Raw genomic sequence first — 21,832 nt, 5'->3', positions numbered from 1 at the left:
ATACGTGTGCGGATAGAGCAGTGCCGCAGCAATCGAGGGGCGTCAACACGCCGAACGATGCTGCAAAGAGCATTTCGTCAGCGTTAGCAGGTGATGGCGAAGTAGCTAGGCACTTTTGGCTCCAATAAGGAAGAGGTTCGAGAAAGAACCGGGAATATAACGGCTGTTTGCATATTTTGCAAGCGCCGCACGCTTGGAGACTAGCCCAGCAATTGCGGCACGGCCGCCGCCATCAGCGAAATGCCGATCAAGGTCAGCACGGCAAACGCGATGCGGCGCATGCCGCGCTGGGCGATCGGCGGCGGGTAGCGCTTGCCGGCCATCGTGGCCAGCACGCCCACGGGCAAGGCCAGCGAACACAGCAACAGCACTTTTGCGTCCAGCTGGCCCTGGCTACCCGCCATCAGGGAGCGCCCGCCCGCGCTGATGGCAAACAAAAAGATCAGGCTGTAGCGGATGGTTTTCAGACTCATTTCCTGGCGGTAGAACTGGTACACGAGCGGTGGCCCGGCCAGCGAAAACAGGCCCGAGAACAGGCCGCCGCACACGCCACTGATGAAGAAGCTGCGTTTATCCGCCGCGCCCGGTCCCGGCGGCGCTTGCAGCAGGATGCTGATGCCGCCATACACGATGGCCGCGCCCAGCAAGAGATGCAGCAGGGGCGCATACGCCTGGTCCAGGTAGCCGAGCAGCAACACGCCAGCCGCCATGGCGGGCAGCAAACCGATGCTGGCGGCGCGGATGGCGCGCCAGTCCAGGTGGTGCAAGGCACCCGGCAAGGCCACGAGGCAATTGGCCAGCGACAATAAACTGACGAGGGCCGCCAGCGCGGGCACGGGCGCCAGGCCCAGGCCGCTTGCCACGCCCATGACGATCATGCCCAGGCCAAAGCCCGTGACGGTCTGGAAATACGTGCCCGCCGCCACCACGCCCAGCAGCGCCAGCACGGGCCAGCTGAACAACTCAGCGCCCACCCTGGGCCTGCACGGACGTGACCGCGATCACGTTGTACACATCGTCGGCGCTGCAGCCGCGCGACAGATCGTTGGCGGGTTTCTTCAAGCCTTGCAACAAGGGGCCGATGGCCACGGCGCCGCCCATGCGCTCGGCCAGTTTATAGCCGATATTGCCCGCGTCCAGGTTCGGGAACACCAGCACATTCGCGCGGCCGTTGACGACGGAATCCTTGACTTTTCTCTGTGAAATCTCGGCCACGATGGCCGCATCGAGCTGCACGTCGCCATCGATGGCCAGCAGCGGACGCTGGGCCTTGACCCGGTCTGTTGCCGCATGCACCTTGTCGACGGCCGCGTGGTGGGCGCTGCCGCTGGTGGAAAACGACAGCATGGCCACCCTCGGTTCTTCCATCAGCAAGGCTTGCGCGCTGTCGGCGGCGGCCATGGCGATGTCGGCCAATTCCTCGGCTTTCGGGTCGACCACGAGGGCGCAGTCGGAAAAGATGAAGCCGCCCTTGAGGCTGTGGAATGGTTCGCACAGCATCATGAGGAAAAAGCTGGACACCAGCTTGAAGGCCGGATCGACGCCGATGATCTGGATGGCGCTGCGCACCACGTCGGCCGTCGTGTGCACGGCTCCCGCCACGCAACCGTCCGCATCGCCCAGGCGCACCATCAGGTTGGCATAGCACAAGGGATCCTGCACAGCGGTTCTCGCCTGCTCCACCGTCATGCCCTTGGCCTGGCGCAGCACGAACAATTGCTGGGCGTAGTGTTCCGACTCGTCAGACGTTGCCGGATCGACCAGGCGCACGGCGTCCAGGTCCAGCGCGTGTTCGCGCGCCAGGGCCAGGATGGCGGCCGGCTTGCCGACAATAGTGATGTGCGCCAGGCCTTCGGCAGCGGCACGCGCGGCCGCCTGCAGCACGCGCACGTCGTCACCCTCGCACAAGACGATGTTTTTCGGCACGGCGCGGGCTTGCGCGATGATGCGGTGCAGGGCTTTCATGGCGACTCCAATTCGGTAAAAAAATGCCGGAACCATGGAAGCACAAAGATGGCTCCGGCACATAAAACCCGGCGCGATTGCCGGGGTCATACAAGGATCGGTCAGGGTGGTGTGGGATTACGCGCATGCAGATGCAGGTACCCGTAGGTTGGATTAGCCCAGAGGGCGTAATCCAACAACACCATCACATCAAACGTAGTCTTTATACTTGTCCAGGTGACGCACAGGTTTACTCAGCGCATCCCGGCGGAACGGGTCGCCCAGTTCGCGCGTGCACATGATTTCAATGATGGTCGTCTTGCCTTCATTCATCTGCATGTCGATCGCCTTTTTCAAGGCCGGACCCACGTCTTCCAGCTTGTCGACCGTGATGCCTTCGGCGCCCATGGCGCGCGCGATTTCCGCAAAGCTCTGGTTGTCGAGTTCACCGGCCACGAAGCGGCGGTTGTAGAAATCCACCTGGTTTTTCTTTTCCGCGCCCCACTGGCGGTTGTGGAACACCACGGCCGTGACGGGAATGTTGTGGCGCACGCAGGTCATCGTTTCCATCAGGCTCATGCCCCAGGCGCCGTCACCCGCATACGACACGGCCGGACGGTGCGGCGCGGCCACTTTCGCGCCGATGATGGTCGGAAACGCATAGCCGCAGTTGCCAAAGCTCATCGCCGCAAAGAAGCTGCGCGGCTTTTCGAAGCGCAGGTAACTATTTGCCACCGAGTTGATGTTGCCGATGTCGGTCGACACCATCACGTCTTCCGGCATGGCTTTTTCCAGCTCGCGCAAGACCTGGCGCGGATGCAGATAGCTGCCCGGCTCTTTCTTTTGCTCTTCGATCATGTCCAGGCTGTACGCATCTTTTTCGTGCGTCCAGTTGGTCAATTCCTCTTCCCACGCCGATTTTTCCGCTTGCACGGTGGCGTAGCGCTCGTCGCGCGTCGCGTCGCAGTCGAGCGTCTTGCCATCGAGGCGCGCCAGGATGGCTTTCGCGGCCGCCTTGGCGTCGCCGCAGATGCCCACCGAAATCTTTTTCACCAGCCCCAGCATCTTGTTGTCCGCGTCGATCTGGATGATCTTGGCGTTTTTCGGCCAGTAATCCATGCCGTGCTGCGGCAAGGTACCGAACGGGCCCAGGCGCGAACCGAGGGCGACGACGACGTCGGCCTGGGCGATCAGTTTCATGGCTGCCTTGGAACCCTGGTAGCCAAGCGGACCGCACCACAGCGGGTGGCTGGCGGGGAACGAGTCGTTATGCAGGTAGCTGTTGACGACGGGCGCGCCGAGGCGCTCGGCCAGCGCCTTGCATTCCTCGATCGCTTCACCCATGACGACGCCGCCGCCCGAGATGATGACGGGGAACTTGGCTTTCGCCAGCAGCTCGGCCGCATCGTTGAGGCTTTGCTCGCCGCCGGCGCCGCGGTCCAGGCGGTTCGGCTTTGGAATCTCGGCCTTGATTTCGCCATAGAAATAGTCGCGCGGGATGTTCAGTTGCGTCGGGCCCATTTCCGACATGGCGCGATCAAAACAACGGCCCGTGAATTCCGCCATGCGGGCGGGATTGGTGACGTGACCTTGATATTTCGTAAATTCCTCGAACATCGGCAGCTGGTTCGCTTCCTGGAAACCGCCCAGGCCCATGCTCATGGTGCCCGTTTCCGGCGTGATGATCACGACGGGCGTGTGCGCCCAGTAGGCGGCGGCGATGGCGGTGACGCAATTGCTGATGCCGGGGCCGTTCTGGCCGATGACGACGCCATGGCGGCCCGAGACGCGGGCGTAACCGTCGGCCATGTGGCCAGCGCCCTGCTCGTGCACGACGGGGATCAGGCGGATGCCGGCAGGCGCAAAAATGTCCATCGGATCCATGAAGGCCGAGCCCATGATGCCGAACATGTCGGTCACGCCATTGGCGGCCAGGGTTTCCACGAACGCTTCGGAAGGCGTCATCTTTTGCGGGCCCACCGGGGTTGCTGCGGTAGCGGCAGCGGCGGCGGCTTTTTGGTCGGACAAATCGGTCATGGCTCAGTCTCCTTACGGTTTTATGAAAAATCGGTATATTTTGTTCCGATATTTGAAATACGTGTTCAATTTAACGGTTGCGAAATGCGCTGTCAATGAAAATTCATGAAAAATCGGACTGTTTCATTCCTGAATCCGGAATCCATGCATGTGCACCGCTGCTGAAACAACAATGGCGGCTTATCCGCAACAGACAAGCCGCCATCGTTCCTGCTTCGCCGTGCTTAGAACTTCAAACGCATGCCGGCCGTGAAGGCGCTCGAGTTATGGCCCGGCAAGGGCACGCTGCCGCCGCTCGATGCATCGCCCACAAAATTGCTGCCCGCGCCATCGTTGTTGATGCGGCCGTACGAGGTGTACAGATTCGTGCGCTTGGACAAGGCATAGGTGTAGCCGATGGCCAGCTGGCGCCCGCCGCGGCGCGCATTCGTGCGGTCATCCTTCTTGATGTAGGACGCCATCACGCTGCCCGCCGCGCCCACGGGGGCTGAGGCGCCCAGCATGTAGCTGCGGAAATCCATGCCCGCATCGTCCTTGTCCGTTTCATACGCGGCGTGCAGCTTGGCGGGACCGAAGTCGTAGGTGCCGCCCAGCAAAGTGACCTTGGCCGTGTTCAGCGGCGTATCCTTGCGGTTGTCGTGCGCCAGGGTCAGCACCAGCGGGCCGTTGGCGTAATCGATGGAAAAGTCGATGGTGCGGCCCAGGGTGTTGCTGTCCGGCTTTTCGCCGAGGCCGACCATCACGGCGGCCGACAAGCCGTTCACCTTCGGCGTCTCGTACATGATGGAGTTTTTCGTGCGCAGGCTGGCCACGCTCATCAGGTTGATCGAGGCGCCCGTCATGCCCGTCTCGAAGGGGTCGATATTGTCCAGCGCGGTGAACAGCGGATTGTGCTGCAAGCCCAGGTTCACGGCGCCAAAGCCGCCCGACAGGCCCACGTAAGCCTTGCGTCCGAACAAGGCGCCCTGACGGTTGGCGCCCGTATCCACGTCGAGGCCATTTTCCAGCAAGAAATTGGCTTTCAAATTGTTGCCCAGGTCTTCCGTGCCCTTGAAGCCGATGCGGCTGCCCGACTGCACGCCGGTGGCCAGCTTGGTGACGGAACCGTCCGCGCCGCCGTGTTCGGACGTCAAGCCCGCGTCGAGCAAGCCGTACACGGTGACGGACGATTGGGCGCTGGCGTTGCCGGCGAAGAAGGAGGCCAGGACGGCTGCCGCTACGAGTGTGTGTTTCATGTCATCTCCAGGTATTGTGGTTTTTATAAACGCTTGAAACGATAATCAACTGCCTTGCTACAAATCTGGCTCAGGCGATCAGCCCGGCCATCGGCGACGAGGGCGTAGCGCTCATGACGCCTGCTCTCCGGGGCATGCGTCCGGCCAGATAGGCCTCGCGTCCGCCCTGCACTGCCAGTTTCATGGCGCGCGCCATGCGGATGGGTTCGCGCGCCGCCGCGATGGCGGTATTCATCAGGATGCCGTCGCAACCGAGCTCCATGGCGATGGCTGCGTCCGACGCCGTGCCGACACCGGCGTCGACCAGCACGGGGACCCTGGCTTGCTCGATGATCAGCGACAGATTCCACGGATTCAGAATGCCCATGCCCGAGCCGATCAATGACGCCAGCGGCATGACGGCGATGCAGCCGAGGTCTTCCAGCATGCGCGCCTGGATGGGGTCGTCGCTGCAATACACCATCACCTGGAAGCCGTCGCGTACCAGCTCCCCGGCCGCCTTTAACGTTTCCGGCATGTTCGGGAACAAAGTCTTTTCGTCGCCGAGCACTTCCAGCTTGCACAGCGGGTGCCCGCCCAGCAGCTCGCGCGCCAGTTGCAGGGTGTAGACGGCGTCGCGCGCGTTGTAGCAGCCGCCCGTGTTGGGCAGGATCGTGTATTTCGATGGGGGTATGAAATCGAGCAAGTTCGGCTCGCCCTTTTCCTGGCCGATATTCACGCGCCGTATCGTGACGGTGACGATCTCGGCGCCGCTCTCTTCGATGGCCAGGCGCGTTTCCTCGAAATCCTTGTATTTACCGGTGCCCACCAGCAGGCGCGACTGGTAAGTGGTGCCGGCCAGGGTCAGGCCGGTCGGTGGCTGGCTGGGGGTGGCGTCGTCTCTCATCGTGGTGCTCTCCTAAGTTAAAGCTGGGGTCAGTCCCGTCGGGATTGAAATGTGCCCCATTGGGGTACATTTCCCCGGCGGGTCTGACCCCGGAATTCCTCTACCGCAGACTGCGGCGCCAAGCGTTCGCCGCAAAACGCAAAATCGACATCCGGCCGCCTTCCCGACACGAGGTCGGCCAGCGCCCTGCCCGCGCCGCAGCCCATGGTCCAGCCCAGGGTGCCGTGGCCCGTGTTGAGGAACAGCTGGCGGTAGCGCGTGGCGCCGATGTAGGGCACGTTAGACGGTGTCAGGGGGCGCAGGCCGGCCCAGTAGACGGGGTCGCTGTAATCACAGGCATGGGGAAACAGCGCTTGCACTCTGCGCGTGATGGCGGCGCAGCGCACGGGGTTCAGTTCGCGCGTGTAGCCGTTCAGTTCGCACGTGCCGGCCACGCGCAGGCGCTCGCCCAGGCGTGAAAACACCAGTTTGTGGCCGTCGTCCGTCAGCGAGACGGTCGGCGCGCTGGCAGGGTCAAGTATCGGATAGGTGGCCGAATAACCCTTGCCCGGATACAACATCAACCGGATGCCCAGCGGCTGCAGCAGCGGTGCGGAAAAGCTGCCCATGGCGACCACCACGGCGTCCGCGTATTCCAGGCGATGGCGGCCATGCGCATCGATGCATTCCACGCCCGTGATGCGTGTGCCATCGGCCAGCAGCCGCGTCACCGTCGTGCCGTACTGAAAATCCACGCCGGCCTTGGCGGCGCGGGCGGCCAGCGCCGTGGTAAACAAATGCACGTCGCCCGACTCGTCGCTGGCGGTGAAGTCGCCGCCGACGATGTGCTGGCGCGCATGGGCCAGGGCCGGCTCGATGCGGATCACTTCATCGGCGCTGACCGTATTGCGCGGACAGCCCAGTTCGCGCAAGAGCGCGGCACCCGCTTGCGATTTATCAAACTCCTGCTGGTCCGTATAGAAATGCAGGATGCCCCGTTCCAGGTGGTCGTAGGCGATGCCCGTCTCGCGCCGCAGTGCCTGCAAACTCTGCCGGCTGTACTCGGCCAGGGCGACGATCTGGCGCATATTGCGCGCCACCCTGGCCGGCAGGCATTCGCGCAGGTAATGCAAGGCCCACTGCCATTGCAGCGTATCAAGGCGGGGACGGAACAGCAGCGGCGCATCGTCCTTGCCCAGCCATCCAATCACCTTGCGCAGGGTGGCGGGATTGGCCCACGGCTCCGCATGCGAGACGGAAATCTGGCCGCCATTGCCGAAACTGGTTTCCTGCGCGGCGCCCGCCTGGCGCTCGAGCACGCGCACGTCGTGGCCCGCCTGGCGCAAGTACCAGGCCGATGCCGTGCCGACCACGCCGGCGCCGAGGACAAGGATCTTCATGGCGGGCCCGGCTCGCTTAGCGCGTCAGCAGGACGGCGATGGCGACAAAGGCGGCGATCCACACGGTTTCCATCACCAGCATGATCACGGGACGCCAGCCCAGCGAGGCCAGCGACTGGAACGACGTTTTCACGCCCAGGGCCGCGATGGCGATGACGAGGCAGGCGCGCGAAGCATTGTTGATCCAGCCATTCACTTCCTGCGGAATCAGGCCCAGGCTGTTCGTGATGACGAGCCAGACAAAGCCGATCAGGAAGAACGGCACCAGCGGCGGCGCGTCGACTTCGCTCTTGCCATCCTTGCGCTTGAACATGATCGACAGGCCCAGCACGACAGGCACGAGGCAAGCGACGCGCGTCAGTTTCACGAAAGTGGCGACGTCGCCCGTGTGGTTGCTGACCAGGTAGCCGGCCCCCACCACTTGCGCCACGTCATGGATGGTGCCGCCGATGAACACGCCCGCTTCCGTCGGGTCAAAGCCCAGCAGCTTGACCAGCAGCGGATAGACGATCATGGCCAGGGTCGACAGCGACGTCACGCCCACCACCGTCAGCAGGGTGAATTTTTCGTTTTCCTTGGTTTGCGGCAGCACGGCCGAGATGGCCAGCGCGGCCGAGGCGCCACAGATGGCCACCGAGCCGCCCGACAAAATGCCTTCCGTGATGGGGCGTTTCAGCCACCTGGCCAGCAGGTAGCCGAAGCCCAGAGTCGCCACCAGGCCGCCCACGACGATCAATAACGGCGTCACACCTACCGAGGCGATCTGGTTGAAGGTGATGCGCGCGCCCAGCAGGGCCACGCCCGTGCGCAGCAGCACCTTGCTGCAAAACTCGATGCCGGGCTTGCAGGTGGGGTCGGACGCGAGGAAGTGGAAAGCCAGGCCGAAGAACAGCGCGTACAGCAGTTGCGGGCCGCCGTAATTGCTGGAAATAAAGGTGGCCGACAGGGCGATCACCAGCGCGATGGCCACGCCGGGCCAGCTGCGCAGCACGGCGCGGGGGCGCCAGATGGCAACGGCGGAAGACAGGTAGGGAATGTTCTTGTCGACAACGCGTGTTATCGCTGAGGAGTTGGTTTTCATGCGGGTCCGCTCATAATGTTTAAAAAATTGGGACATTTCATCTCGTTTTTTAATAATACACGATGAGCTAGCGAAGTCCATGCTTTTCCATGAAAATCGAAACCGGATGTTCCGGAAACTGACGTTTTTTACCTTTCACTCCCGTAAACGACGAGCGGCGCAGCCCTTCGCAGGGACGCGCCGCTCGCTACTGACGAGTTAAACTTTACTTTTTGTTCAAGCGGGTAATCAGGCTGGACGTATCAAAACGGTTGCCGCCCGCCTGCTGCACTTCGCCATAGAACTGGTCCGTCAAGGTCGTCACGGGCAAGTCGCTGCCGTTGCGCTTGGCTTCGGCCAGGCAAATGCCGAGGTCCTTGCGCATCAGGTCGACGGCGAAACCGAAGTCGAACTTGCGCTCGATCATGGTCTTGCCCCGGTTTTCCAGCTGCCACGACTGCGCCGCGCCCTTCGAGATCACGTCGACCACCAGGGCCGCGTCGAGGCCCGCGTTTTCCGCAAAGGCGATGCCTTCGCTCAAGGCTTGCACCAGGCCCGCGATGCAGATCTGGTTGACCATTTTTGTGAGCTGGCCGGAACCGGACGCGCCCATGTAGGTGACGGCGCGCGAGAACAGGGCGATGACGGGCTCGGCGCGCGCATACGCTTCCGCGTCGCCGCCCACCATCACCGTCAGCTTGCCGTTTTCCGCGCCCGCCTGGCCGCCGGACACGGGCGCGTCGAGGAAGAACACACCCTTCTCTTTCGCCGCAGCATGGATGGTGCGCGCCGCTTCGGCGGAAGCCGTCGTATGGTCGATCAGGATGCTGCCCGGCGCCATGGCGGACAGCAAGCCGCCCTCCTCCAGGATGACTTGATACAGATCATTGTCGTTGCCGATGCAGGTGAAGACGAACTCGGCGCCGGCAGCGGCGACGGCCGGCGTGGCGGCGCTGCTGCCCTTGTGCTGCTCCAGCCAGGCGGCCGCGCGGGCCGGGTTGCGGTTGTACACGGTGACGTCGTGTCCGCCCGCCGCCAGGTGACCTGCCATGGGGAAACCCATGACGCCCAAACCGATGAATGCCACTTTTGCCATATTGTCCGTCCTGTCGATGAATGAATCCGATTATTGTTGCACAAACAGTCGCCGCCGGCAGCATCAAGGTTCGGGGGCGCGACGATAATACAGGTCGAACTCTTCCTCGCCATCGGGCACGAAGCCGTGACGCACATAGAAACGGTTCGCCTCGCTGCCGCGCAAGGCGCCCACGCGCACGCTCTTGCGGGCCGCATCGGCCTCGGCAAACACGCGCGCCAGCACGGCCGCGCCCAGGCCTTGCCGCTGGCATTCTGGATCCAGGTAGAGGTGGTCGAGCAGTAAATGCTCCGCTTGCGGGCGCAACACATAAAAGCCTGCCAGCGCGCCGCCGTGGCGCAACTGCCAGGTGCAATCGGGGTCGAACGTGGCCAGGAAGCGCTGGCGCGCACGCTGCGGATCATAGCGGCCGATGCGCTCCAGGCTTTCGCGCATGGCGGCCACGCGCAGGCTGGCCAGTGCCTCGCCATCGGCCAGGCTGGCAGGAACGAAGGTCAGCATGGCGTCACAGCACTTCGCGCAACGCCGCCATCAGGGCTGCACATTCGTCCACATTGCCGATGCTGATGCGCAAATACTGGCTGATGCGGGGCGCATTGAAATGGCGGACGATCACGGAGCGGGCGCGCAAGCCGGCCGCCAGTTGCGCCGCGTCATGCTGCGGGTGGCAGGCAAAGACAAAGTTGGCCACCGACGGCAGCACCTCGAAGCCCAGCGCCGCCAGGTCCGCCGTCAACTGTTCGCGGCTGGCGATGACGGCCTGGCGCGTTTGCTGGAAATACGCTTCGTCGTGCAGCGAGGCCACGGCGCCAGCCAGCGCCAGCCGGTCCAGCGGATACGAATTGAAACTGTTCTTCACTCTTTCCAACGCCTCGACCAAGTCCGGATGTCCGAAGGCGCAACCGACGCGCAAACCGGCCAGCGAGCGCGATTTCGAGAACGTCTGCACCACCAGCAAGTTTGGATAACGGTCGACCAGGGCCACGGCGCTTTCTCCGCCGAAATCCACATACGCTTCATCGACCACCACCACGGCGTCGGGATGGGCGCGCAGCAGGGTTTCCACGCCGGCCAGCGGCAAGTCGACGCCTGTCGGCGCATTGGGATTGGGGAAGATGATGGCGCCGCACGGGCCCTGGTAGTCTTGCGGGCGGATGCGCATGGATTCGTCGAGCGCTACCGTGCGGTAATCGATGCCGTACAGCTTGCAATACACGGGATAGAAGCTGTAGCTGATGTCCGGAAACAGCAGCGGCGCATCGTGCTTGAGCAAGGCCATGAAAGCCAGCGCCAGCACTTCGTCGGAACCGTTGCCGACGAACACTTGCGCGCTGTTCAGGCCGTGGTAGTCGGCCAAAGTTTGCTTCAGTTCGCTGGCCGTGGGGTCCGGGTAGAGGCGCAGGCTGTCATTGGCGGCTTCGCGCAGCGCGGCCAGCACTTGGGGCGATGGGCCGTAGGGGTTTTCGTTGGTGTTGAGTTTGACCAGGTTGGGCAGTTTCGGTTGCTCGCCCGGGATATAGGGGGTCAGCTCGCTGACGATGTTGCTCCAGAATCGGCTCATTGCTTGGGGGTGTTTGAAGTGGGATTGTAACGAGTAGGGTAACACACCATATTACTCAGACCGGCACCGGCAGCATCAGGACCATCGGGCCGTGGCGACACTTATAGCTGGGTTGTGCAACCGCAGCATCAAAGGTCATGTTGAAAACGCGTTAGTTCCGCTCCGTGAGGGCCATCATCAGACAATTCGATGCCAATCAAGAAGCTCGCACCTTCAGGTTTTACTCCAAGGTGCATGGTACAAACTGCATGCTGAAATAAGGGGCATTTGCTCAATCTTGCTTTTCAGAAGGGAAACCATTCATGTCTTCGATTATTATTCTGCAAGGCACAACTGAACTCGCGTCGGAAGCTGAAACTCTATTTCACGTTTTTGGCGAGCATCAAACCTTAGTTTGTGACACGGACCGTCGCGGACAAGAAAGTCCCGGCAGCACGTCTCCCCTCGATCTGGCGGTTGATGCGTCCGAGGGCTTCATTCCCCTATGGGCGAAGGGCACGGTACTGCGCTGGCGTATTCAAAAAAGGGGCTTGAGCGATTTCGTCGATCCCGTCAGCGTGGTTCACGCCGTACGAACGCTCCTTGGCGAAGCCATCGTCGCCTGGGGCGATGCGGTGCCGATCAAATTTACAGAAAACGACGATGTATGGGATTTTGAAATCGTTGTTAGGAATTCCAACAACTGCCACATTAATGGCTGCGTCCTGGCCAGCGCATTTTTTCCTGACGCTGGACGGCACGAGTTCGTCGTGTATCCCAAAATGTTTGAACAAAGCAGGAAAGAACAGGTCGACACATTCATCCATGAGACAGGACACATCTTTGGCTTGCGCCATTTTTTCGCTAATATTTCAGAGAAAAAATGGCCAGCTGAAATTTTTGGCAAACATCATCCATTCAGCATCATGAATTATGGTGCCGAAAGTGAATTGACCGAGGCAGATAAAGACGATTTGAAACAACTTTATGAATCGGCATGGAGCGGCAAACTGACGGACATTAACGGCACGCCCATACGGCTGGTACAGCCCTATCATCTTTCCGGCTTGCCTATGTAGGATTGGATAGGCGCCAGCAAACTGAATGAGCAATAAAAAAAGCTCCCTTGCGGGAGCTTCTTCTATGTATTCTGGCGGAGAGGGTGGGATTCGAACCCACGGTACGATTTAACGTACGCTTGATTTCGAGTCAAGTACATTCGACCACTCTGCCACCTCTCCGTTTACTGCGGTCTATTCATTCAAACTGGCGTGCCGGTTTGAATGAGGCGCTATTTTAGCATGGGTGTTGTTGGGTTGGGTAGGGGTTTGTTGCTGATCTTGCTTTGGAAAAGCAAAAACCATTTGGGCGATTCGGAGAGGCTCGCGCGCGTGGATTCCCGTCTTTGAATTTGCTGCCTTGGCGCACGCGTAAACCATATGGACGATTCGGAGAGCCTCGCGCGCGTACGCGCTCGTCTTCGAATCCCACGCGTACGCCCCGCAGGGGGCGTACTCCTTTCCGCCGCCACAAATAAAAAAAGCTCCCTTGCGGGAGCTTTCTCTATTTGTTCTGGCGGAGAGGGTGGGATTCGAACCCACGGTACGATTTAACGTACGCTTGATTTCGAGTCAAGTACATTCGACCACTCTGCCACCTCTCCATTTACTGCGGTCTTTTCCCGCATTGCTGCGGGAAGGCAAGATTATAGCAGCCCGCAGCGAAAAGAAAAGGACTATTTTAAGCCGTCAGATGCGTCAGGCCGCCCATGTACGGGCGCAGCACTGGCGGGATCTCGACGCTGCCGTCCGCTTGCTGGTAGTTTTCCAGCACGGCCACCAGGGTGCGGCCCACTGCCAGGCCGGAGCCGTTCAGGGTGTGCGCCAGTTCCGGCTTGCCGGCGGCGTTGCGGAAACGCGCTTGCATGCGGCGGGACTGGAAGGCTTCGCAGTTCGACAGGGACGAAATCTCGCGGTAGGTGTTTTGCGCCGGCAGCCACACTTCCAGGTCGAAGGTCTTGGTGGCGCCGAAACCCATGTCGCCCGTGCACAGCGACATCACGCGGTATGGCAGGCCCAGGCGTTGCAAGATGGCTTCCGCATGCCCGACCATCTCGTCCAGCACCTGGTACGAGGTGTCCGGATGCACCACTTGCACCATTTCGACTTTATCGAACTGGTGCTGGCGGATCATGCCGCGCGTGTCGCGGCCATAGCTGCCCGCTTCCGAACGGAAGCATGGTGTGTGGGCCGTCATTTTCAGGGGCAATTGATCGAGCGCCAGGATTTCATCGCGCGCGATGTTGGTCAGCGACACTTCCGAGGTAGGGATCAGGTAGAAGGTCTCGCCCTCGCCTTCCGCGCCGCCTTTTTTCACCGAGAACAGATCAGCTTCGAATTTCGGCAGCTGGCCCGTGCCGCGCAGCGAATCGGCGTTGACCATGTACGGCGTATAGCATTCCGTGTAGCCGTGCTCGTCCACGTGGGTGTTGAGCATGAATTGCGCCAGCGCGCGGTGCAGACGGGCAATGCCGCCCTTCATGACGGAGAAGCGCGAACCGGTCAGCTTGGTGGCCACTTCGAAATCGAGGCCCAGCGGGGCGCCCACGTCGACGTGATCCTTGACTTCAAAGTCGAACGTGCGTGGCGTGCCGACCTTGCGCACTTCCACATTGCCCGACTCGTCCGTGCCCAGCGGCGACGATTCATGCGGCAGGTTCGGCACGGCCATGATGAAATCGCTCAGCTTGGCTTGCACCACGCTCAGGGCCGCTTCATCGGCTTTCAGCTCATCGCCCAGGCCGGCCACTTGCGCCATCACGGCCGAGGTGTCTTCCCCCTTGCCTTTCAACATGCCGATTTGCTTGGACAGCGCATTGCGCTTGCCCTGCAGCTCTTCGGTGCGCGTCTGGATCGCCTTGCGTTCGGCTTCGAGGGCGGTAAAACCTGCCACGTCGAGCTGGAATTTGCGCGTCGCCAGGCGTTCTGCGACGGTGGCGATGTCTTTACGGAGAAGTTGGATATCTATCATGGGTGGATGGCGGTGCCGATGTATCGAAAGCACTCATTGTACCAAGACCCGTTCAGTTCTTTATGAGTTTTGCACATGGCTGGCCATCGTCATGGCGGCACGGCTGGGCACTCGCGCCCGCTTTACATCCAGCGCTTAGATAAAGGCGGCTTTTTCGGCAGCGGTCAGGCGGCGGGCGCTGACGGTAACGACGGGCATCGTGCTGTCGGCAGCCTGGGCGATCACGGTGCTGCTGGCGCTCACTTCCACGGTATTCGCGCCGGCGGTGGCGAAGCTGGCGCCGATGGCGATGATGGCGGCGGCGACAAAGGTGATTTCCATGTTTTTCAGTGCGTTCATGATGTGACTCCTGGTTAGTTTGTGTCGTTGACTGCTGCTGGTATGGTGGTACTTTAGCCAACGGCCACAAACAACGCCACCGGCTTGCGACCAGCAGCGAAAAACAGGGAGCGAACGGTGAAAAACGGGGACTGAAGCGCAAAGAATAGTTACAAGGCGTCCTTGACGAGGCGACCGAGGCGGCCGATCGCCTGCTCGATGCGCGGCGTCCACGCATTGCCGCAATTGAGACGCAGATAATTGCCGAACTTGCCCGAGGCCGAGAACAGCTGGCCCGGCATGTACGCCACGCCTTCCGCGATGGCCGCACCATGCAGGGCCAGCGCATCGACTTGCGGCGGCATCTGCACCCACAGCACGAAACCACCCTGCGGCTCGGACAGCATGCAGTCCGCCGGAAAGCTGGCCGCCACGGCGTCGGACATGCGGGCGATGCGCTGCACCAGGGTGCGCCGCATTTTGCGCAGCTGCTGGTCGTAGCTGCTGCCTTCCAGAAAGTCGGCCAGCACGGCCTGGAAGAAATGGCTGGTGGCGCCGCTCGACACGGTTTTCAGCAAGGCCACTTCCTGCACGAAACGCCCGGCCAGCACGTAGCCGACGCGCGAGGCGGGCGTGATCGCCTTGGAAAACGAGGAGCACAGCAACACATTGCCGCTCGTGTCGTAGGCCTTCACGGGCCAGGGCCGCTGCGGGGCAAAGCACAGGTCGCCATAGACATCGTCTTCCACCAATGGAATATTGAATTCAGACAGCAGCCCCGCCAGCCGCTTCTTGTTTTCCTCCGGCATGACGCAACCGAGCGGGTTATTGGCGTTCGGCACGAACAGGCAGGCTTGCACGAGGCCGGCGCGCAAGGCCAGCTCCAGCGCATCGAGCGACGGCCCCGTCTTCGGGTCGGTGGGAATTTCCAGCGCCTTCATGCCCAGGCTTTCGATCATCTGCAGCAGCACGAAATACGTGGCCGACTCGATGGCGATGGTGTCGCCCGGCTTGGCGACGGCGCGCAGGCATAGGCTGATCGCTTCCGTGCAGGAATTCGTCACGACGATCTCGTGCGGATCGAGCTTGCCCCAGTCCAGCGCGCGGCGCGTCACCTGGCGCAAGAAATTGCCTTCACTGACGTCGTAGCAGCTGACCTTGCTCAATAACGCAGGCTCACGCCGCGCGACAAAGCTGATGGTGCGCTGCATGCGCTTGATCGGCAGGATCTCGTCGGGCGGCCAAGCCGTGCCCAGCTGCACGATATTCGCCGTCTCGTTGTCCTTCAGCACGCGCATCAACAGATTGTTGATGCCGACAAAGGCCGGCTCCTTCAAGTGCTGCGCGTCCGCGCTGCACGGGCGGCGCGGCGCGCGATGGCGCACGAAATAGCCGGACTGGGGCCGCGCATCGACTTGCCCCCGGTCTTCCATCAGGCGCAAGGCTTGCATCACGGTACTAATCGAGATACGCTTTTGCTGCGCCAGGTGGCGGATCGATGGCAGGCGGTCGCCGGGCGCAAACACGCGCGAGTCGATCAGGGCGCCCAGCTCGTTGGCCAGGTGCTCGTACAGATTCAAATGCGCGCTCATGTTCATCCCTTCAGTATGCGGCTGCCGCGCGGCGCCGGCACAGATACAGTTGCCGAGTTTTTTGATAAGCACAGTCTACGACGAAATGTACTGTATTCATCACAATTTCGTTTTCCTGCATCTGTCATGGTTCACCGCAAGCGCCTAAGCTGTTCCAGTCAGCACAACAGGAGCGATGCCATGCATACCGACCATGAATTACGCAGCGAACGGCCCTTGCGTCTGGAAAAAGCGCATGCCAGGGTCATCGAATGCCTGTCCGGCACGGCGTGGATCACGGCCTACGCCCAGTTCGAGGATTGCGTGCTGCGCAGCGGCGAACGCTATACGATACCGAATGACGGCCTGGTGCTGGTCGAAGCCGTGGGCAGCGGACACATCCGCGTGCATGGCACAACCACACCCCGGCCCACCCTGCTGCGCTGGCTGCACCTGGCACTACCTTACACACTGAATACAAGGAATACATGATTCAAGAACCACTGCGCGTCCTCGTCACGGGCGCCGCCGGCATCATCGGCACCGCTTTCTGGAAGCGCCGGCACGGGGAATTCTCCCTGCGCCTGGCCGACCTGCACACAGGCAAGCTGGCCGAAGCGCCCTGCCCGGCCATCGAGCTCGACGTCAGCGACTATGCGGCCTGCCTGGCCGCCTGTGCCGATATCGATGTGGTGCTGCACCTGGCCGGCGTGCCGCACGCCAGCGCCGATTTCGATGCGCAATTGCTCCAGCCAAATATCGTCGGCACGCACAACATCTTCCGCGCGGCGCAGGCGCAGGGCGTGCAAAGAGTGGTTTTTGCCAGCAGCGCGCAAGCCATCGAAGGCTATCCGCTGGACGTGCAAGTGCAGGAAAACATGCCGGCCCGTCCGGCGAACATGTATGGCGCCAGCAAGGCCTTCGGTGAAGGCGTCGCTTCCGCGTTCGCGCACCAGCATGGCATGACGGCGATCGCCGTGCGCATCGCCAACGTGGCCCACTTTGCGCCAGGCCAACAGCACAGCGCGCGCGACATCGCCGCCTTCATCAGCGAGCGCGACGTGGTGCAGTTGCTGGCCCGATGCGTGACTGCTGACGTGCCGGCTGGCTACCACGTCGTGCATGGCGTGTCGGACAACCGCTATAAGCGCCTGTCGATTGCGGCGACGCGCCAGCTGGTCGGCTACTCTCCGCAGGACAACGGTTTTAGCTTGCTGGGACTGTAGCCTCAGCCCTTCCCTGCTTTCCTGTCCAGCTCGCGCAGCCACGCCAATTTATCGGCTATTTTACTTTCCAGGCCGCGCGGCACGGGCTGGTACCAGCCCGGTTCGGCCATGCCGTCCGGAAAGTAGGTTTCGCCAGCCGCATACGCATCGGGTTCGTCGTGCGCGTAGCGGTAGGCGTGACCGTAGCCCAGTTCCTTCATCAGCTTCGTCGGCGCATTGCGCAAATGCACGGGCACTTCCTTGGATTTATCCTTCTTGACAAATGCCATGGCCGTATTGAAGGCGTTATAACCGGCATTGCTTTTCGCGGCAATCGCCAGGTAGATGACGGCCTGGCCCAGCGCCAGTTCGCCTTCGGGCGAACCGAGCCGCTCATACGTTTCCGCAGCGTCATTGACCATCGTCAAGGCGCGGGGGTCGGCCAGTCCGATGTCTTCCCAGGCCATGCGCACGATGCGCCGCGACAAATAACGGGGGTCCGCGCCGCCGTCGATCATGCGGCAAAACCAGTACAGGGCCGCATCGGGATTCGAGCCGCGCACGGATTTATGCAACGCGGAAATCTGGTCATAGAAATTGTCGCCGCCCTTGTCGAAGCGGCGCGAATTGAGGGTCAGCGCATTGTCGACGAAGGCCGCGTCGATCTTTGTCGTTCCCGTCGAGCTGGCGGCCGTCTCGGCCTGTTCCAGCAAATTGAGGAAGCGGCGCGCATCGCCATCCGCGTAGCCGATCAGGGTGTCGGCGGCGGCCTCATCAAACGTCAGGTGCGTCAGGGCCGTAGATTGCGCCTTGGCCAGCAACTGTTTCATCTCGTCTTCGTTGAGCGATTTCAACACATACACTTGCGCGCGCGACAGCAGCGCCGAATTGACTTCAAAGCTGGGGTTTTCCGTCGTCGCGCCGATGAACGTCACCAGACCCGATTCAACGAAGGGCAGCAAGGCATCCTGCTGCGATTTATTGAACCTGTGGATCTCGTCGACGAACAGCAAGGTGTGCTTGCCGAACTGGTCCAGGCTGTGGCGTGCCTGGTCCATGGCCGCACGGATATCTTTTACGCCCGCAAACACGGCGGACAAGGCGATGAATTCGCTGTCGAACGCGTTCGCCATCAGGCGCGCCAGGGTCGTCTTGCCCACGCCGGGCGGCCCCCACAAGATCATCGAATGGGCCTTGCCCGCTTCGAACGCGAGGCGCAGCGGCTTGCCCACACCCAGCAGATGCGTCTGGCCGATGACTTCGTTCAGGGTGGCTGGCCGCAAGGCTTCGGCCAGCGGCTGGCGTGGTGCGGTGGAAAAGAGATCCGCCATAATGAGTTACCTAATAAGAATGCAAAAGCCCCGCATTGCTGCGAGGCCAGCTCATACGCAAGGCGCGACAGTCTTAATTATTAATGACGTCGGCACCCTTGGGCATGACAAATTTAAAGTGATTAGCCGAAAGCGCCGGATTTTTCTGGAAATTCTTGAACGCCAGCACCGACGTCTGACCGAACGAATCGCGCAATTCCATCGCTTCCGGCACGCCATTGCGCAGGCCGATGGTGATTTCATCAAACGTCGTATCCTTGGCTTTCGGCGTCGCCTTCAGCCATTCCAGGCCATCGCGCGTGCCCGCTTCGGCCAACGTAAAATTCTTTTCCAGGTCGTTGCTGCCGAACAGGATGGCCGCTGGCGAGGAACCGAGCGCGTCGCCCAGTTTCTTGACCGTTACCTGGCTCAAGTCCTTGTCATAGATATACAGCTTGTCGCCATCGGCTTGCAGCAGCTGCTCGTACGGCTTCAAGTACGTCCAGATGAACTTGCCCGGACGGGCAAACTCGAACGTGCCGCTGGCCGGTGTCGACACTTTCGCCTTGCCGCTGGCGTCCGCCTTCTTGACTTGCCGCTGCACGAACTCGCCCTTGGCCGACTTGGTGCCGGCCGCAAAGCTCTTGAACTGTTCCAACGCGCTGGCCGAGGCGCTGGCCGCGAACAGCAGGCTGCAGGCAACGCTGGCCGCGCCGATCATCATTTTTGCTGCGAAAGTATTGCTTTTCATTCCGTTACCCTTGTTCGGCACTTGCCGCCGGCACCAGGATTTCCCGGTTGCCATTGGATTGCATGGTTGATACCACCCCGCTCTGCTCCATCTGCTCGAGCAGACGGGCGGCGCGGTTGTAGCCGATGCGCAAATGACGCTGCACCAGCGAAATCGAGGCGCGGCGGTTTTTCAGCACCACCGCCACCGCCTGGTCGTACAGGGCATCGGCCTCGCCGCCGCCCTCGCCCGGCGCGCCACCTTCGGCGCCGTCGCCTTCCAGGGTGCCGCCTTCGAGGATGCCCTCGATGTAATTCGGTTCACCCTGCAGCTTCAAATGGCTGACAACCCTGTGCACTTCTTCATCGGACACAAACGCGCCGTGCACGCGCATCGGCAAACCGGTGCCGGGCGGCATGTACAGCATGTCGCCCATGCCCAGCAGGGTTTCCGCGCCCATCTGATCGAGAATGGTGCGCGAGTCGATCTTCGACGACACCTGGAACGCGATACGCGTGGGGATATTCGCCTTGATCAAGCCCGTGATCACGTCTACAGATGGGCGCTGCGTGGCCAGAATCAAGTGCAAACCGGCGGCGCGCGCCTTTTGCGCGATACGCGCGATCAATTCCTCGACTTTTTTGCCCACTACCATCATCAAATCGGCCAGCTCGTCGATGATGATGACGATGGTCGGCAGTTTTTCCAGCGGTTCCGGCGAATCCGGCGTCAGACTGAACGGATTCGGGATGTGTTCTTCGCGCTTTTTCGCGTCGGCAATCTTCGCGTTGTAGCCGGCCAGGTTACGCACGCCCATCTTGCTCATCAGCTTGTAGCGGCGCTCCATCTCGTTCACGGCCCAGTTCAACGCGTGGCCCGCCTGGCGCATGTCGGTCACGACGGGCGCCAGCAAGTGCGGAATGCCTTCGTAGACGGACATTTCCAGCATCTTCGGATCGATCAAAATCAGCCGCACATCGAGCGGGTCGGATTTGTACAGCAGCGACAGAATCGTCGCATTGATGCCGACCGATTTACCGGAACCGGTGGTACCGGCCACCAGCAAGTGGGGCATTTTCGCCAGGTCGGCCACGACGGGCTTGCCGGCGATATCCTTGCCCAGCGCAATCGTCAGGCTCGATACGCCATCGTTGTAGACCTTGGAGCCGAGGATTTCCGTCAGGCGCACGATCTGGCGCTTGCTGTTCGGCAGCTCCAAGGCCATGTAATTCTTGCCGGGAATGGTTTCCACCACACGGATGGAAGTCAGCGACAGCGAACGGGCCAGGTCGCGCGCCAGGCCGACGATCTGGCTGCCTTTGACGCCCGTGGCCGGCTCGATTTCATAGCGCGTCACCACCGGGCCGGGGTAAGCGGCCACTACCTTGGCATCCACGCCAAAGTCCGACAATTTCTTTTCGATCAGACGGCTCGTAAACTCCAGGGTTTCCACGGAAACCGTCTCCACCACAGGTGGCGCTTCATCGAGCAGGGACAGCGGCGGCAGCTTGCCGTCGCCGGGGGTTTCAAACAGATGCGCCTGGCGCTCCTTTTCCACGCGCTCGGATTTCACCACGGTCACCACTTGCGGCTCGATCTTGACGGGCGGCGCGGCCACATGTTTCTCCACGTGCTTGGCCCGTTCGATGACCACCACTTCGTCGCGGCGCACGGCAGCCACTTCGCCCTGGCGGCGGTCTTCGCGGTCCTGGTAGCGCAGCACGAACCAGTTGAAGGCATCTTCGATGGCGCCGCCGATGCGCTCGGCCACTTGCAGCCAGGACACATGGAAGAACAGGGAAAAGCCCAGGCCGAACAGCAGCAACAGCAGCAAGGTCGCGCCAGTGAAACCGAAGGCCACGTGGGCCGAGTGCCCCACCAACTGGCCCAGCACGCCACCGGGATCGCGCGGCAGCTGCACGTGCAGGCTTTTCGCCATGCGCAGGTATTCCAGGCCCATGCTGCCGATCAGCATGATGGAGAAGCCGACGATGCGGATCAGCATCTCGACATGGTGCTCGCGCTCCACCTCTTCCTCTTCCAGCAGGAAGCGCTTGCTCAGGCGGCGATAGCCATGCCACACCGTGCGCAGCAGCCACACACACCACCACCAGGCGGAAAAACCGAAGATATACAGCAACAGATCGGAAAAGGTCGCACCGAGCTTGCCGCCCAGGTTGGCGACCTTGTCGACGTTGGTGGCGTGCGACCAGCCGGGGTCGAGCTTGTTGAAGCTGGCCAGTATCAGCACGAAATACAGGGCAAACGCGGCCAGCGCGAACCAGCGCGCCTCGGACAGCAGCCGCACCAGCCGGTTGGGCAGGGGCCGGCGTTCGACCGGTTTTCGGGTGTAGCTATTTTGATTGGCCTGGGCTGGTTTAGTCATTCTGGGAAGCGCTGCAAGGTGAAAAATGTTTCTGAAAGGGAATTTCCCATAATAAGGAAGTATTCTAAGCCATATATGCCCCGGACGGCCCCACGATTCGTCGCT

The 21,832-nt window shown here is 61.5% G+C and carries 19 protein-coding genes and 2 tRNA genes; 3 read left to right on the top strand and 18 right to left on the bottom strand.

The features are described 5' to 3' along the window. Positions 1 to 200: 200 nt before the first annotated feature. The 10 genes from KO539_RS18735 to hisC all read right to left on the bottom strand — a co-directional run bounded on the left by KO539_RS18735 (position 201) and on the right by hisC (position 11,198). Positions 201 to 962 carry a sulfite exporter TauE/SafE family protein gene (locus KO539_RS18735; RefSeq protein WP_257626351.1) on the bottom strand — a complete coding sequence of 254 codons (762 nt, stop codon included), beginning with the start codon at positions 960 to 962 and terminating at the stop codon, positions 201 to 203. 1 nt (position 963) lies between these two features. Beyond that, a complete protein-coding gene (gene pta / locus KO539_RS18730; protein WP_176390853.1) occupies positions 964 to 1,965 on the bottom strand; it encodes a phosphate acetyltransferase in 1,002 nt (333 codons plus the stop codon). Positions 1,966 to 2,154: 189 nt separating this feature from the next. Then, positions 2,155 to 3,981: a sulfoacetaldehyde acetyltransferase gene (xsc, locus tag KO539_RS18725; protein ID WP_257626350.1), complete on the bottom strand. Its 1,827-nt coding sequence runs from the start codon at positions 3,979 to 3,981 to the stop codon at positions 2,155 to 2,157. A gap of 224 nt (positions 3,982 to 4,205) precedes the next feature. Continuing rightward, a complete protein-coding gene (locus tag KO539_RS18720) occupies positions 4,206 to 5,216 on the bottom strand; it encodes a porin (RefSeq protein WP_219310880.1) in 1,011 nt (336 codons plus the stop codon). A gap of 70 nt (positions 5,217 to 5,286) precedes the next feature. Next, positions 5,287 to 6,102 carry a thiazole synthase gene (locus KO539_RS18715; protein ID WP_071078496.1) on the bottom strand — a complete coding sequence of 272 codons (816 nt, stop codon included), beginning with the start codon at positions 6,100 to 6,102 and terminating at the stop codon, positions 5,287 to 5,289. Positions 6,103 to 6,131: 29 nt separating this feature from the next. Then, positions 6,132 to 7,481: a D-amino acid dehydrogenase gene (locus KO539_RS18710; protein WP_219310879.1), complete on the bottom strand. Its 1,350-nt coding sequence runs from the start codon at positions 7,479 to 7,481 to the stop codon at positions 6,132 to 6,134. Between the two features lie 16 nt (positions 7,482 to 7,497). After that, positions 7,498 to 8,562: a YeiH family protein gene (locus tag KO539_RS18705; protein WP_081922749.1), complete on the bottom strand. Its 1,065-nt coding sequence runs from the start codon at positions 8,560 to 8,562 to the stop codon at positions 7,498 to 7,500. Positions 8,563 to 8,767: 205 nt separating this feature from the next. After that, complete coding sequence (locus tag KO539_RS18700) at positions 8,768 to 9,637, bottom strand: NAD(P)-dependent oxidoreductase (RefSeq protein WP_219310878.1); 870 nt, start codon at positions 9,635 to 9,637, stop codon at positions 8,768 to 8,770. Positions 9,638 to 9,700: 63 nt separating this feature from the next. After that, a complete protein-coding gene (locus KO539_RS18695) occupies positions 9,701 to 10,138 on the bottom strand; it encodes a GNAT family N-acetyltransferase (RefSeq protein WP_219310877.1) in 438 nt (145 codons plus the stop codon). A gap of 4 nt (positions 10,139 to 10,142) precedes the next feature. Continuing rightward, positions 10,143 to 11,198 carry a histidinol-phosphate transaminase gene (hisC, locus tag KO539_RS18690; RefSeq protein WP_219310876.1) on the bottom strand — a complete coding sequence of 352 codons (1,056 nt, stop codon included), beginning with the start codon at positions 11,196 to 11,198 and terminating at the stop codon, positions 10,143 to 10,145. A gap of 302 nt (positions 11,199 to 11,500) precedes the next feature. Here hisC and KO539_RS18685 point away from each other — a divergent pair, with 302 nt between their 5' ends. Beyond that, positions 11,501 to 12,256, top strand: a complete 756-nt coding sequence (locus KO539_RS18685; protein ID WP_219310875.1) for a matrixin family metalloprotease — start codon at positions 11,501 to 11,503, stop codon at positions 12,254 to 12,256. Positions 12,257 to 12,328: 72 nt separating this feature from the next. On the opposite strand, the gene KO539_RS18680 is transcribed toward KO539_RS18685, so the two are convergent. From KO539_RS18680 to KO539_RS18660, 5 genes are all read right to left on the bottom strand, one after another. Continuing rightward, positions 12,329 to 12,418: transfer RNA gene (locus KO539_RS18680), tRNA-Ser, on the bottom strand. A gap of 332 nt (positions 12,419 to 12,750) precedes the next feature. After that, positions 12,751 to 12,840: transfer RNA gene (locus tag KO539_RS18675), tRNA-Ser, on the bottom strand. A gap of 77 nt (positions 12,841 to 12,917) precedes the next feature. Then, positions 12,918 to 14,207 (bottom strand): serine--tRNA ligase, encoded by a 1,290-nt coding sequence (serS, locus tag KO539_RS18670; protein ID WP_219310874.1) that lies wholly within the window; start codon positions 14,205 to 14,207, stop codon positions 12,918 to 12,920. Positions 14,208 to 14,342: 135 nt separating this feature from the next. Next, positions 14,343 to 14,546: a hypothetical protein gene (locus KO539_RS18665; RefSeq protein ID WP_034786145.1), complete on the bottom strand. Its 204-nt coding sequence runs from the start codon at positions 14,544 to 14,546 to the stop codon at positions 14,343 to 14,345. A gap of 149 nt (positions 14,547 to 14,695) precedes the next feature. Further along, the gene (locus KO539_RS18660; protein WP_219310873.1) at positions 14,696 to 16,117 is read right to left on the bottom strand and encodes a PLP-dependent aminotransferase family protein; all 1,422 of its coding nucleotides are present in this window, start codon (positions 16,115 to 16,117) and stop codon (positions 14,696 to 14,698) included. Between the two features lie 180 nt (positions 16,118 to 16,297). On the opposite strand from KO539_RS18660, the gene KO539_RS18655 reads away from it, so the two are divergent. Together KO539_RS18655 and KO539_RS18650 are read left to right on the top strand one after the other, a co-directional pair. Beyond that, entirely contained in the window at positions 16,298 to 16,588 is a 291-nt protein-coding gene (locus tag KO539_RS18655) for a DUF2917 domain-containing protein (protein ID WP_219310872.1), read from the top strand. Next, positions 16,585 to 17,322 (top strand): NAD(P)-dependent oxidoreductase, encoded by a 738-nt coding sequence (locus KO539_RS18650; RefSeq protein ID WP_219310871.1) that lies wholly within the window; start codon positions 16,585 to 16,587, stop codon positions 17,320 to 17,322. Before KO539_RS18655 ends, KO539_RS18650 begins: the two co-directional genes overlap by 4 nt. 2 nt (positions 17,323 to 17,324) lie before the next feature. Here the strand turns inward: KO539_RS18650 and KO539_RS18645 are convergent, their stop codons facing one another. The 3 genes from KO539_RS18645 to KO539_RS18635 form a co-directional block, all read right to left on the bottom strand. Continuing rightward, on the bottom strand, positions 17,325 to 18,632 hold the full coding sequence (locus KO539_RS18645) for a replication-associated recombination protein A (protein ID WP_070304040.1): 1,308 nt from the start codon (positions 18,630 to 18,632) through the stop codon (positions 17,325 to 17,327). 73 nt (positions 18,633 to 18,705) lie between these two features. Then, positions 18,706 to 19,335 carry an outer membrane lipoprotein chaperone LolA gene (gene lolA / locus KO539_RS18640; RefSeq protein ID WP_092613694.1) on the bottom strand — a complete coding sequence of 210 codons (630 nt, stop codon included), beginning with the start codon at positions 19,333 to 19,335 and terminating at the stop codon, positions 18,706 to 18,708. Positions 19,336 to 19,366: 31 nt separating this feature from the next. After that, complete coding sequence (locus KO539_RS18635) at positions 19,367 to 21,727, bottom strand: DNA translocase FtsK (protein ID WP_099380551.1); 2,361 nt, start codon at positions 21,725 to 21,727, stop codon at positions 19,367 to 19,369. Positions 21,728 to 21,832: the final 105 nt, after the last annotated feature.

It is taken from the genome of Janthinobacterium sp. NKUCC06_STL, assembly GCF_019345455.1.
Taxonomy (GTDB): domain Bacteria; phylum Pseudomonadota; class Gammaproteobacteria; order Burkholderiales; family Burkholderiaceae_D; genus Janthinobacterium; species Janthinobacterium rivuli.
The sequence above is the reverse complement of the archived record's forward strand: the minus strand, read 5'-3'. Positions and strand labels throughout refer to the sequence as shown.